At 49.8% G+C, this 13,445-nt stretch carries 8 protein-coding genes and 2 pseudogenes; 7 read left to right on the top strand and 3 right to left on the bottom strand.

Features of this window, described 5'->3' with window-relative positions:
• Window positions 1–135: 135 nt before the first annotated feature.
• The 3 genes from mobC to BW43_RS26870 all read left to right on the top strand — a co-directional run bounded on the left by mobC (window position 136) and on the right by BW43_RS26870 (window position 2,409).
• Window positions 136–708, top strand: coding sequence for a plasmid mobilization relaxosome protein MobC (gene mobC, locus BW43_RS26880; protein ID WP_032883885.1), 573 nt, complete (start codon window positions 136–138; stop codon window positions 706–708).
• Window positions 709–963: 255 nt separating this feature from the next.
• Entirely contained in the window at window positions 964–1,911 is a 948-nt protein-coding gene (locus tag BW43_RS26875) for a ParA family protein (RefSeq protein ID WP_032883886.1), read from the top strand.
• A gap of 9 nt (window positions 1,912–1,920) precedes the next feature.
• A complete protein-coding gene (locus BW43_RS26870) occupies window positions 1,921–2,409 on the top strand; it encodes a hypothetical protein (RefSeq protein WP_032883887.1) in 489 nt (162 codons plus the stop codon).
• Between the two features lie 129 nt (window positions 2,410–2,538).
• Here the strand turns inward: BW43_RS26870 and BW43_RS26865 are convergent, their stop codons facing one another.
• Window positions 2,539–4,944, bottom strand: coding sequence for a S8 family peptidase (locus BW43_RS26865; protein ID WP_032883890.1), 2,406 nt, complete (start codon window positions 4,942–4,944; stop codon window positions 2,539–2,541).
• Entirely contained in the window at window positions 4,934–6,172 is a 1,239-nt protein-coding gene (locus BW43_RS26860; RefSeq protein WP_256225788.1) for an AAA family ATPase, read from the bottom strand. Before BW43_RS26860 ends, BW43_RS26865 begins: the two co-directional genes overlap by 11 nt.
• A 442-nt stretch (window positions 6,173–6,614) precedes the next feature.
• Between BW43_RS26860 and rdrA the strand changes: the two genes are divergently transcribed.
• Both rdrA and rdrB read left to right on the top strand, forming a co-directional pair.
• Window positions 6,615–9,230, top strand: a complete 2,616-nt coding sequence (gene rdrA / locus BW43_RS26855; protein ID WP_155989929.1) for an antiviral RADAR system adenosine triphosphatase RdrA — start codon at window positions 6,615–6,617, stop codon at window positions 9,228–9,230.
• Between the two features lies 1 nt (window position 9,231).
• Window positions 9,232–11,922, top strand: a complete 2,691-nt coding sequence (gene rdrB / locus BW43_RS26850) for an antiviral RADAR system adenosine deaminase RdrB (protein WP_050442785.1) — start codon at window positions 9,232–9,234, stop codon at window positions 11,920–11,922.
• A gap of 500 nt (window positions 11,923–12,422) precedes the next feature.
• Here rdrB and BW43_RS29160 read toward each other — a convergent pair.
• Window positions 12,423–12,722, bottom strand: a pseudogene (locus tag BW43_RS29160) (VOC family protein); the annotation flags it as partial.
• 8 nt (window positions 12,723–12,730) lie between these two features.
• On the opposite strand from BW43_RS29160, the pseudogene BW43_RS29165 reads away from it, so the two are divergent.
• Both BW43_RS29165 and BW43_RS26840 read left to right on the top strand, forming a co-directional pair.
• Window positions 12,731–12,883, top strand: a pseudogene (locus BW43_RS29165) (LysR family transcriptional regulator); the annotation flags it as partial.
• A gap of 36 nt (window positions 12,884–12,919) precedes the next feature.
• The gene (locus BW43_RS26840; protein ID WP_032883895.1) at window positions 12,920–13,366 is read left to right on the top strand and encodes an Lrp/AsnC family transcriptional regulator; all 447 of its coding nucleotides are present in this window, start codon (window positions 12,920–12,922) and stop codon (window positions 13,364–13,366) included.
• The last annotated feature ends 79 nt before the right edge of the window (window positions 13,367–13,445 follow it).

Here is a 13,445-nt window from a genome sequence, read left to right on the forward strand (position 1 = left end):
GCCCCCCTATCCACAAAAGCTTGTTCATGAACAAAAACTATGGCGAGTGGAGATCTAGTGCAGGATAGGCGTTCGCCGGTAAAATGTGGTTCACTACGAAAATATCGAACTGTCGATACCAAGCGAGGAATGCACATGCCGCGCAAAGCGACCATCGGCGCCACAAGAGATAGCGCCGTTTACCGGGTACGCATACCGGCCGAGTTGAAATCAGAGTGGGAAGCGCACTGCGAGAAAAAAGGTATATCTCAACACGGCGTGATCCGAGCGCTAATGCGCTACGTCATCCAAGATGAAATGCCTCCTGACGTGAAGAACTGGATATCAGGACAAATCGCAGGCGAGCCAGACGAAGGTCCGAAACAAAGGCTTGAGGTTCGATTCACACCGAGTGAGCACCATGAGATCGTGGCGCGCTCAGAAGCCGAGGGATGCTCGCCTCAGCGGTGGGTCATCAATTGCGTTCGGGCCAGTTTGACCAACCAGCCCCAATTCACGATGGAGGCTACGAAGGCCCTTTGGGACTCGTCGGGACAGCTTCGAGCCATTGGGAGGAACCTGAATCAGATAGCAAAAAAACTGAATGAGGGCGGCGACCAGGCGCTCACTACTGAGGAAATAAAGCAGCTATCCGACTACATCTACAGCCATACCGAACTCGTTTCTGACCTCCAAGACGCCAGCTTAAGTCGATGGAAAATCACCTAAAAACCTAGGCAAAATCTTTGCACCCGCAGCCTAAGAGATGTTTTAGTACCATAGACCGAGTCGAACTCGAACATTTTCTTGGAGAGGACCGCTACAGAGCCCTGCACCCGACAATCATGGTATCAACCGGTAGACGAACACGGATGTCTCCCGTAGGCACACCGAACCAACTGCAGTAGCTTAAAGCCAGCCATCGTCAAAATGGATTAAAAATGTCCGAGCAGATGTCTAACCCAAAACACATAGGAAGTGAATATGCCTAAAGTCATCAGTATGATTAATTGGAAAGGTGGTGTTGGAAAGTCTACCTTGTCGTTACACTTAGGCGTCGGAGCTATGAAGTTCTCGAATCCAGAGTCGCGGGCTAGAGTACTTCTGGTAGACTTGGATCCGCAGTGCAACTTATCCTATCTCGCCTTAGGCGTATCAAAATATATCGATCACGTTTACGACAAGAAAAAACCCACTTTGAAGAATTTATTTGATTCCTATTTTAAAGGGGAGACTTTCGACACAACAAAAGCAATCATAAAAAAGCCGATTACTGCAAGCCCTGGAAAAATATGGGTAGACGTTGACCTTTTGCCTTCCCATCACGACTTAGTATTGGTAGATATGCGACTAGCTCGCGAAAAGAAAAGTGGAACTACTCACCAAGAAGAAACACGGTACGAGATAGACAAACTATCCATTATCCAAAACGCTTTAGATCAAGTCGCGGATCAATATGACTATATCATCCTAGACTGCCCACCAAATATAAATCTCGTAACACAGAATTCCTTCTTTGCCAGTGACTCATATGTAATCCCAGCCATACCAGACTTCCTCTCAACAGTCGGTATCTCGTTGATTCGAACTGAAATGGATCGCTTGAACAAAAACTTCAGCCAAATGATAGGATATTCAGGAATCGACGCAACTTATGCAGATGCCGAATTGAAAGGAATTATTTTCAATATGGTAGATGAGTACGGCGGCGGCCCCAAACAAACGCATGACACCACGATCAACTTGATGAAGACACAACATCCAAATTTAGTGTTCGAAAATTATGTAACTGATGGTGATGGCATATCTACCGCTGCCGATAATAATATGACCGTCTACAGCTATGACCACTTTCCCAAGGCTAAGGCAAACGGACAAAAACAAGCCGAAGCCCTGGAAAGGGTAACTGCCGAATTTATTTCGCGTGTCTAAGGAGGAAGCATGAAGGCTAACGAACTATCTAAAATATTGCGCCAAACCGCTACCCTGCTTGACATGTACGATGACAAGGACATCCATCACATACTAAGTGACCTTACCAAACTTAAATCTCAAAATCTCGAAAAACGCACTGAAACGCCTAGGCGAAAAGCTCAAGTAGAGCAGTTAGATAAAGCAAAGCTGAATGAACTTTCTAATTGGTTAAGGCATGCGTCCCTAGAAGAAGTTCAAAACTCGATGGAGGTCGACAGTTTTTTTAAAAGCGGGGATAACGTCCGTGCCTTAGCCAAGTTAATTGGTTTAAGCGTCAGTACGCGTCAGAGTAGAGATGCATTGATCCAAACATTACTTAGCCATTTAGATCGAACTCGCATGCATAGAACAATAAGCGAACGCGATCGAAGCATAGAGGAGCCTTCCCGCAGCGTAAACACTTCTGCCGAAGAAACTGAGCAATCTTCCGAGGGTGCCACAAGCAAATCTGGCTAATTCGAAAACAGCCTATCAGTACTGCCAAGGCATTCTTCACCAATGCCTTGGCAGGCCACCGCACCTACTTCTCTAACGGCCCTCCACTCTAAACTCAACTCGAGTTATATTTTAGAGAGCTTTCATGAATTACTTAGATCCAGGGCGTAGACGAGAGTTGACCGCCGTTCTTATATCAGAAAGTTCAACACCATCAGCCTGAAGCTGCTGCCGCATTTCGTTGAACACCTTCCCACTATTTCCAGGGTCACTAATAGTGATTATTGTTGAAAACGGAATTCCCTCAACAGGGAAGTCATAACCACTTCGACACAGCGACTCCAACACTAACCTCCACCGAGAGGACGTGCCAACGCCTCGAAATTTCTGCTCAAATCGTTTGACCGGCCACCATTTAGCACCTTGCGCAATTCGCTCTTTTTCAATACTTTTATCTGCGTCATTCTTAAGCTTGTTTTTAAAAACCATTTCACCGGTTTTTTTATCTAAGGTCTCTTGACGCAACCAAGTATCAACGTTGACAAGAACAAATTCAGCCCCAAAATCACGATCAATTGGCGGCCTATAGACTGTGGTTATTTTAACTTTCCCTGAGCAATTTCCATTTTTTACCAAACAGGCGGGCCACGAAAAATCAAAAGTTAACTCTTGCCGCTGATTCAAAACCCCGTTAAATACAAGCGTAATCTCGCTGTCATCAATAACCAAGCTTGGCAATGCTGAAGCAGGAATTCCCGCCCCGACAAAGTCCTTTGCAATCTTACTAAGCTTTTTGTGTGTAAGCCATTTCGGAACAATTGAGTTATGAAGTAGAAGAGCTGCTAGTGTCTCTCTAGGGGTATACCCCTCTATTGAGTGGTCGAGCACTGCTAGCGTTTTCGCAACTAGAGGCGACGCAAAACTAGTACCACAGTTGCCTGCAATTCCGCCCCTTGGAGTTAAAGAAAAAAGGCCGTGCCCGTTATCATAGCTGCCACCTATGTGTGCAACATCAGGCTTAGCGCCCAAAGATGGGCCTGGACCGCGACGCGAGTATCTGGACGGTTTTAACTCGCCTTTAATGCAAGCTGGGTCTAACGCACCAACCGTAATAGAGCGCACGCTATCTGCGGGTTGAAAAATCTTATCTCGGCCCTGAGAGCTATACTCAGCCAAGAACTTCAAGCAATTGTCCGGCCCATCAGGCCAATGGCCTCTAAGCGTTTCTCCATCCAGGTTTCCAGATGGTAAAACGAAAATAATATCATGCTGATCAGCTATCTGATCTAATATATTTGCAAACAAACTATACCGCCTATCTTCCACTGGAAGAGTGACAGAAAGGCTCATATTAAAAATTCGGACGCCTGCGGCTATAGCCGTGGAGAGCTCAGAGTCCAGCTGCTCCAAAAAGTCTAGAAACCCACGAGGGTAATAAAAATCGTAATTCGATGTAGGATGGAGCCCGAGGTCATAATATTTACAATCAATCTCGTCGAATTCCTGCCCATCATTTAAATGTTTACTACCAGAAACAAGCCCGGCAATAAATGTTCCATGCGAGTTATCCTGAAGGGATTCATCTATAAAGTCCACCTCACCTAGTCGCCAAGGTTCCAAACAATCTAGGCGACTGACACCTGTATCAATAATGCCCACCACTGGGTAGTTTGTTAACTCACCCACTTGTGGAAAACTGCTCATTTCAACCTCATCCGTCCCCATTTTTGCCGACTGCAAGATAGGAGGCAGGAGTATAGCTCGAACAGCAGAATGTGAATCCATGTAACTTACAAGCTTTTGGTGTGCAGCCAAACTAGTATCCGACTTATCCTTCAGACGAATTACAAATAGTGCATTTGGTGTCCACTCAGCTCTCACCTGAGTAATTTCTATCGATAAACGTAAGGACAATAACCCGTTTTTAAAGTCATCAACGTTCCGGTTAGCTAAGGTGACAGCGCGAGCTAAAGAGGGCTTCTCTTTGGAGGCATCAGAAGCAAAACTCTCCACATAATAAGCACTCCCGGTTCGAGGATCAGATAACCACTTAGCCGCCTGCTCTATTGAGAATTTACGCCTATCCGCGTCATCATATATTCTAATTCTCTTGACAGCCCCGACTTCACTACGAAGCCTAGTAGGCTTCGCGATCATTTTATTTTTATCTTCGTCAAAAACCCAGTTGGTTTCGTCTTCTGCACTCAGAACCTTTTTCCGCAAAGCATCTAACTCGGATGAGTTAAGCTCAACTATCACAGTTCCGAGTTCATTACCACTCAGAGAACGTATTTTACTAGAGGGGAACATCACCCTGTTAGGTCTGTGAGATTTTGCCCATGCACTCTCTTGAAGCTCAACATGGGCATAGACCAAAGTTTCCTGATTTGAAAACGGCCTCAATGCCAAAATGGCACTAGCGAGTTCCACCTTATGAGCAATGAAGGCTGCGTCCTTACCAGCGTAAAAATCGGTGTTACTCCCCCCTGGATTGACTTCAACATGCTGTACATAGTGCTGAGAGTTCAACACAATTTGAACCGGATTATTTGCCATTACGAACACCTCCCTGCGTTTTTTCTTTCCGGACCCAGCGGCTTATTGTTGACTGGGTTCGACTGAACAACTCAGCCAGTTTGTCCTGCGGCATAGTTATCTCAGCATCATGGGCTAACGCATACGCTAAGTCTTCCGACCGCCCTATTACTAAGTCTCTATTTTCGCTTTCCAACACCTGAGCACTTAATTGAACATACTTCCTGACAGATTCAATAAACTCATATTTGTCCGCCAGTATGGCAAATCTTCGCTTAACAAAATCCGATAGCTTTTCAATATCAGACCCGCTATATCCTTTTGAAACCCAGGCCAAGAACAATAGCTGGACAGCTGATATTTTCATGCCGCCAGAAAACTGAGCCTTTAAAATCTGAACGCGTGCATCCCAATTAGGCTTAGGAACTTCTATCCTAATATCAAATCTACGCCATACGGCAGGATCAAGTAGCGACTCATGATTTGTAATAGCTACCGTAAACCCTATCGAGCTTCTTTCATCGAGGCACTGAAGCAATGTGTTGACAACTCGCTTTAATTCTCCAAGCTCGTTTGGATCATCTCTAAGTTTCGCTACAGCATCAAACTCATCAAGAAGAAGTATGCATTTATAGCGATTAGCAAATGTAAAAAGGTTAGAAATATTTCTAGCCGTAGTTCCTAAAAATGAAGAGACCAAGCCATCAAGTCGTGCGACCACTAATGGATAACCTAGTTCTTTAGCCATATGGTGAGCCAATAGAGTCTTGCCCGTCCCCGGGGCACCAAACATCATCAATGATAGCGCTGGCTTGACCCCTGCGGCCTTCAGCCGGTCTATGTTCCGCCACTCATCTAAAAGACCATCGACGCTGCCTGAAAGCCCAGTATCAAATATCGGTACGACTGGTCGCACAAAATCCGGAAATATTATCTCGGCTAAGGGGGCACTTGTTTCCCTATCTACAGGGGCCTTGACGCTAGGAGTGAGTAACTCTCCCCCCATAGAGGCAAGCGATAACACAACTCGACTTGGTTGAATTTCGACACTTTTGCCTGGGGCCTGAAGCAGCTTCGCCAATCCTTGCGCCTGGGCTCCTTGGCCATCCTTCTCCAGCGCCTTCGCCAGCCTGCGCAAATGGTTCTCAATAGCAGGATTGGGAGTTTGCATAGCAGCACGGCAGACCGCCAAAACGATTGAAAAGTGTTCCATTACGCCTCCTACCCACAATATCGCCATAATATGCATGAATTTCGATTTTTATGCATCATTGAGGGCATTTTATCTTAATACTGTATGAATGAACAGTCATCTGGATAGGATAAGCGAATATACCCGCTCGACGGCCTGCGAGTAGACGACGAGGCACCACCAGCAAGGCCAAGCTCGCTAACGGAGAGTTTTCGTAACGTAAACGGAGTGGAAAGAAGGAAGGATTACTACCACGCGGGATCACGGGCTGGGCGAAGGCGGGAAAACAGGGGCGAAGTAAGCCATGGGAGCCATCCTTGTGCCAGACAACGCTAGCCCTTTAGCGCGCAAAAGTAGTTACTACTGACCCTATTGATCTGTTGCGGGCAGCTTAGGGCAGCAGTAGCATGCCTGAACCCACCCGCCGCCCGTCCCCTGGGGACGACACGCGCCTTGATCACTTGATCCCGGCATTCGGCGCCTTACTAGGAATGTATTGGTGTTCAACGCACGAAGCGCAGATAAATCAATCATACGTCTCCCCATCGAGCAGAAGGAGCAGGCCGCTCAAAAGGATGCAAGCACACTGCTGGCACGCGAAATCTACCATGATCTCGCCACCCTGCTGGCAGAGAGCCTGAATAATCAGCCAGACAATGATGACGATGTCGACCTGTATCGTTCTCATAGCGCAATCCTGATTGATGGCAAGCGCGGTGCTGGCAAAAGCTCGGTGCTGGTCAATCTGAAGTTGTATCTCGAGCGTGAGCACCCAGAACTGGAAAATCAAGTCCATATCCTCAAACCGGTTGACCCAACCCTGCTCGAAGATACTGATGACCTGTTCTTGAACGTTATTGTTGCAGCGGTAATTCGCGACAAAGCTATTGCTCGTGCGCTCAGCTGTGCTGACCACAAAGCAGAAGCGTTCCATCATCAGCTACAGGTATTGGGCAACACGCTGGAAAACCTGCAGTCGCAGAGGGATAAGTACGGCCTAGACAAATTGCGGGCGTTCATGGGCAGCCATGACCTGATGCAGCAAGTTCATATCCTGTTCAAGAAAGCGTTGGATCTAGTCGATAAGAAGTTGCTGGTATTGCCAATCGATGATGTCGACACTTCGATGAACCGGGCTTTCGAAAATCTGGAAGTGGTTCGGCGTTACCTTACCTCTCCTTTTGCGCAACCTATAATCAGTGGCGATCTGTCGCTTTACCACGAAGTAACTTGGCGTGATTTTCATTCGAAGATTACTAAAGATAGTAGCGCCAACTCGGAGGTTGCGGTTATTAAGGCCAAGGAGCTGGCAACAGAGTACCAGCGTAAGGTAATGCCACTGCAACTACGGCGAAAAATGCCTTCTACCAGCAGCTACATAAAGCGCAAAGACATTGTGCTTTGCAACGGCGAGGCAGACTACTTTTCACTCCACACATTCTGGCGTTGGATTGACGCATTGCTGAATGACCGGACCAATTGCGTAGAAGGGCATCGGTTGTGGATTTCAGTCGATACGGTTCGCGAGCTGACCCAACTCATATTTTCTTTAAAACATCAGATTCCCAAGCTGCACGAGTTCCTCGTCAGCCTCAAGTCGGGCGCATTGAGTGAGCATACCCTACAGCGTCTGATATTCATGCCCGCCGGTGCAGCATTCCGTATAGAGCAATTCTCCGATGACTACCAAAAGGCGCAAAATTTGCTTGGGAAAAGTCAACGAGAGACCGCACGCAATCGAGCCTATACGGATTTCCTAAACCCACGACAAGACGTGGAGGCACAGCACCTGGCCTATTGGCATGCGATAATTCTTGACTGCAAGGGCGTATTATTAAGCCATCTACGCCATGAATACAGAAGAACCGCCGAATACTTGGTCTTGGCCGCTGACCTGCATTTTGCGCGACTGATAAAAAATCCCAGCTTAAAACTAGCTGATTTGTTCGACACCACGTTGTTTAAGCCCCGACTTGTGTCCAAAGAAACTGCCGAATCCTTTCCTGTGAGCAAACAACAGATTGATGGTAGCGAGCTATATGAAAGAGCACCCTACAATTTGGTAAAGGATCTACCATTTAACGAAGACTTTCCTTATACGCTGCCAGAAGTCGGCTTCGCTACCAAGACTAGAAACTCTCTTGCCTTTACAGAAGACACTCAACTGCTCATTGATCTCATGCTCCATCGAAGCTTTTACAACGAAAATAAAAAAGCCAGTTTGATATATTGCGGAAGATTGTTTGAACTGGTCATAGCTAGCTTGGTCAGGGATCTAGATCCTCGGGACATATCTCATATCGTGGCTCGACCTCCGTTCTATTCCCTGCCAGCTATCGCTGGCACGGAGGACAGTGAGCTGGAAACAGCACCGACAGAAACCGATGTTGAAACCGATTATGACTCTGCAATTGCCGACCTGACCATACGAATAAATGAATGGCGACGCAGCGAGCATATTGACCAGCAGTTACTATCTAGCTGGCTGGTATTTAACGTAATGAATCGCTATTTCAAACAAGCTTGGTACTTCAATAAACCGTTAAAGGTTAACCAGAGCTCGGCCAAAGAAGATCACTCATACCTTATCGATGTTTCCAGACGTGCCTATCGCAGTCTTTGGAGTGCGTTCGCAATGCTGGAAAAAGGCGAGATTTTTGGCATGCCATATGTTATCGCTAATGTAAACGTCGGTGAGGGCGAAAGTTTTGAGAACAGTGACCTTTACCGGCAGAATATATCGCCCTTTATGCATCGCTCCGGCAATCGCTCATTCGGACGAGAAACTCACTCCTACACTCACGCTTTAGCATCGCACCCGCTGAGGGTCCTTATTGAAACCGTTCATCAGCAAGTCAGTGAGATGCCCAGCAAAAAATTGCACACTTCCAACGCGCCTTTCTATGCGAGTGAAGGACGCAAAGTGACCGCAATTATCAAGAAGCACTTCAACGTCAAAGGGCGAATTGATGATGAGATCGAAAGCATAATCGTTACTAAAAAAGATCTATCTGAAATAATTGAGGAAGGCCTGAAGAACGACCTCACGAAGGAAACATTACTCAAGAGCAAACACTTCTCCTTCCTCATGAAGCGCGTGACTGAGGATAATTGAGATGCTTGAGCAATCCCTGCTTGAGCTAACTGTTGCGAGCCTGCTTTCAAGCCAGGCCTTGGTCGACCAACTGCGTGAAGATCTGCTATCACCTCAAGCCCCCGAGCGGCTCGGCGAATTCGACAAGCGCCACAAAGTTTATCTGCAACACTTGGCGAACGAAATCGACCAGCGCCACCATGGCCGCTTTCGCTTGAACGACTTGGCCAGCGCGGCGGCGCATGCGTTGCCACCAACGCTGTTGCGAACCCCGGACATTAAGCCTCTGGATGCCCTATTCGAAGATCTGTTCCTGTGCAATGGGGACTACATCCACTATCGTCCGGAGCGTCTGCGGGACTATGCCAGTCTGTGCGCGAAACTGGACCCCAGCGCAGTAGTAGCGTGGCATCTGGCAAAGCAGTTCAAAAAATCTGCTGGGCTTAATGCTGGCGATATCTGTCGCATTGTGCAGGCCCAGCAACCTTTGTTCAGCCCCCCTCCAATTAGCAACAAACCATTTGCTGAAGGTCATGTCCATCTGGGCGGTATTCATTTCGACGGCATCATCCTGATGAACCAGCTAGCCAATGAACCAGGTATGGAGGACTTTGCCCCACTACATCGGCTCACGCACGCCTTACTCAGTGAATGGCCTTCCCGAGGAACCGTTGGCAAATCCCAGCAGGTACACATCCTGAGCCTCTGCCGTCGTGCCCTTGGCAACCAACACATGACAAACCCCGTGACAATACTCGACTGGTCCAGCCTGGCCCATCTGCAGGTTTGTGAAGACGATATACGCAAACCAAACTGGCTCAAGCGCCAGATTGCCCTCGCGGTTACCCTCGGAGACCTGGACAAGGCATGGCTCTGGCTATTGATATGGCTCTGGACTCAGTACCAGTCTGACGTCGCCCCGCCCACGTTGCGGATGAGCATCTTCTTTCTGATATCGGCATTGATGACCAAGCGTCGTCAACTGATCATGGACGGCCAAGGCCTCTCGCGGTTCTCCGGTATATACGGGAAATTTGCCTCGGCGTCGGGCTCGAAATCTCACACGCCGAAACAACGTAGCTCCTTTGCACAAGGCAGCGTGCGAAAACTATTTCAAGGTGCCGACGACGTCGCCGAAATCAAGATCAGCGAGCAAGTGTTTAACCCCGAGAGTATTCGTGGCTGGGCCCTGGCAATCAATCGCCATCACGGCCTGAATAGTGTGCCGTTTCTGAAACAGGTAAGTCCGAAACAAGCCGTCCGCGTCAAGGCCCAGATGGAGCGCTGGCATTTCTGCGTGCATTTCCTGCGCCGCACCGAACACCTGAAAAATCGCAGTCAACTTTGGCTCGAGGGTGAAAACCTTTTTCAGAAACTCAGTCAACAGACTGGCTGGTCTGATCCCACGTTCCTAGCTGGGTATCTAAGCCCGGATTTTTACTTCGAACCGGATGCCTGGGTTCGTGGCCTCGATGTTGCGGGTGACGAAAACAAGACCCGCAATGAGATCTATGCCCCCATGCTGCGCTGGCTTCGTTCGGGCTTGCAGCCCAACGTGCGCAAAGCTGGCGCGCACAGCGGCTTTCATTTAAGCATCCATACCGGCGAAGACTATGCCCACCCGTTATCGGGTATGCGCCATATCGATGAAACTGTCCGCTTCTGCGAAATGCGCCACGGTGATCGCATCGGCCACGCCTTGGCATTGGGTGTATCCCCGCGTACTTGGTGCGAAAACCAGGGCGACATGCTGTTGCCGGTCGATGAGCACCTGGACAACCTGGTATGGCTCTGGCACAACGCGACACTACTGGCGCCGCGCCTACCACTGGCCAACAAGGTCTTGCCACGCCTGGAGCGTCGCATTGCGCAGTTCGCAGCCCAGGTTCCGTGGGTCGGGACAAACTACCTGAATGCGTTCTACCCCAACACACACAAGAAAACTCCAACCACCACCTCAGCGGCCCGCTTTATAAGCCCGCACACCTTGCACGACGGCTGGAGGTTAAGGCGCAACTGCTTCCATATGTTGGAAGGATACCGCAGCAACCGCATGAAAGATGCAAAGGTACTTGCCGCAGTTCCGGATCTGACGCTGCTTTCGGCTATTGATTTCGACAAGCTCAATGGTAGCCATGCCGACCCCACCCCTGAGCTGCTCTACTGGCGTCGCTCGACACACATAAAGCATGGCAGCGGCAAGCCAATGACAGTACGGGTCAGTGTGCGCCCTCATGCGACAATCGACTATCTGTTACCTCGTCATGACGCCCATCTGCAACTGCTGCATGACTACGAAACCGAAGACGACCTTGAACTGATGGAGGCCCTTCAGGACTGGCTGATCGACGAGTATGACCAGCGCGGTGTGATATTCGAGACCAACCCCAGCTCCAACGTGTATATCGCGCGAATACGCCGCTACGAGGACCACCCTATTTTTCGCTGGAACCCGCCTGACGAAAGCGTGCTGGAACAGGGCGCACGGTACAATCGGTTCGGGCTGCGTCGGGGACCGATACGGGTAACTGTGAACACCGACGATCCTGGCGTAATTCCGACCACCTTACGAACCGAGTACGCCCTGTTGCTGGAAGCCGCCCGTGCGCAGGGGGTTTCGCGCACGTGCGCCGAGGAATGGCTGGAGCGGCTTAGGGTGTATGCCAACGATCAGTTCCACCGCACACACCAGCCAGTATTCCAGGACCGCTAGCGGGCAAACACGGCGATGTCTAGCGCTGTAATACCCATCGGTGCAGGTTTGAGTACACCTAGACTAACCCGACTATCGGCCGGAAACACCCTAGCCCTGCGCCACCTCACAACCAAGTCCCACCAGCAATTCCCTGTGCTAGACAGTCTCCACCCCATAGGGATCACCTGCCGTCCAAAAGTCCGCACTAGGGTGATCACCGTACGGGGCAGAACCTCGGTGCAGATTCAGTACAATCACAGTACAGTCCTCAGCTTGAGAAAATTTCTCAAAATTACGTTCAACACCTGTAAAGACGGGGCCTCCAGCTATGCCGACCTACGTTCATCTACGCACGATTTCTCTAGGCATACCCGGTCGCCCAGCAACTCATAATCCCTTGGTCCACGGTTCAAGTCCGTGTGGGCCCACCAACTCAAAAGCCGCGCATTGCGCGGCTTTTGTGTGTCTGAAGACCCACTCTCAGTATCCGGACTGTCCACACAACGTCCGCCGCCCCACTTCGCAAACAACTGCCCAATATCCCTGGTTGCTTTGAACTCAAGCGCATTAACGCACGGGTCAAACAGGAACAATGTCGCCTGCCCTCCTACTTGGCCCTTGAACCGAATATGCGACTCAAGCGCAAACGTCGTACCTCGCGCCTGCAAGCGGTACGCCAGTACGTGCCAATCTTCACAGCTCAATACCACGCCGAAATACGGCACGGGGACATCGTGGACGTCGACGGCATTGGTGTGGGCCGCGTCCTGGAAGGCGGTTTTCGGATGTCCGGGGATGACCAATGGGTGGCCGAAGAAACTACTGACTGTGGCTGGAGCGCTCGCCCCAAGTAAGAATAATCCCGCTGGGCAACCTGACGTTTTACCGAGAGGTCATCCTACTGAGTCGCTATAGCCAACGGCACTTACCAGTGCCACAACTGTTTGCCCGCTGCCTGCTGGACGATTCAAGCCTGTAACATGCGTTCCCATTGCAGCCCGTCACGGAGCCTCCCTTGCCTGTCCTCGATGAAATCGATCGCCAACTGATCGCCGCCTTGCAGATCAACGCCCGCGAAAGCGTAGCCATGCTTGCCCGGCAGTTGGGCATCGCGCGCACCACGGTGACCTCCCGCCTGGCGCGCCTGGAGAAAACCCAAGTGATCACCGGTTATGGCGTGCGCTTGGGCCAACGGGTAGCGGACGGTGGTTTGCAGGCCTACGTGGGCATCACTGTGCAACCTCGCTCAGGCAAAGAAGTGTTGCGCAGGCTGAGTGCCATGGCTCAGGTGCAACAGTTGTGCGCGGTGAGCGGCGAGTTTGATTACGTGGCTTGGCTACGGACGGATTCGCCGGAGCAACTGGATCAGTTACTGGACCAGATCGGCAGTGTCGATGGTGTAGAGAAAACCACCACCTCGATCATCCTCAGTAACAAATTGGATCGCGGACAACCAATCTGACCAGCAATCTCGTCACTTCGACTGAAAACAATTCATTCCGACGACACATTGCGTCTTATTAACGAGCGCAACGCTCCCT

This window comes from Pseudomonas sp. RIT357 (assembly GCF_000632245.1).
GTDB lineage: Bacteria > Pseudomonadota > Gammaproteobacteria > Pseudomonadales > Pseudomonadaceae > Aquipseudomonas > Aquipseudomonas sivasensis.

Coding starts and splice junctions, on each gene's coding strand:
- mobC (WP_032883885.1), top strand. CDS start 136: ATGCCGCGCAAAGCGACCATCGGCGCCACAAGAGATAGCGCCGTTTAC.
- BW43_RS26875 (WP_032883886.1), top strand. CDS start 964: ATGCCTAAAGTCATCAGTATGATTAATTGGAAAGGTGGTGTTGGAAAG.
- BW43_RS26870 (WP_032883887.1), top strand. CDS start 1,921: ATGAAGGCTAACGAACTATCTAAAATATTGCGCCAAACCGCTACCCTG.
- BW43_RS26865 (WP_032883890.1), bottom strand. CDS start 4,944: ATGGCAAATAATCCGGTTCAAATTGTGTTGAACTCTCAGCACTATGTA.
- BW43_RS26860 (WP_256225788.1), bottom strand. CDS start 6,172: ATGCATATTATGGCGATATTGTGGGTAGGAGGCGTAATGGAACACTTT.
- rdrB (WP_050442785.1), top strand. CDS start 9,232: ATGCTTGAGCAATCCCTGCTTGAGCTAACTGTTGCGAGCCTGCTTTCA.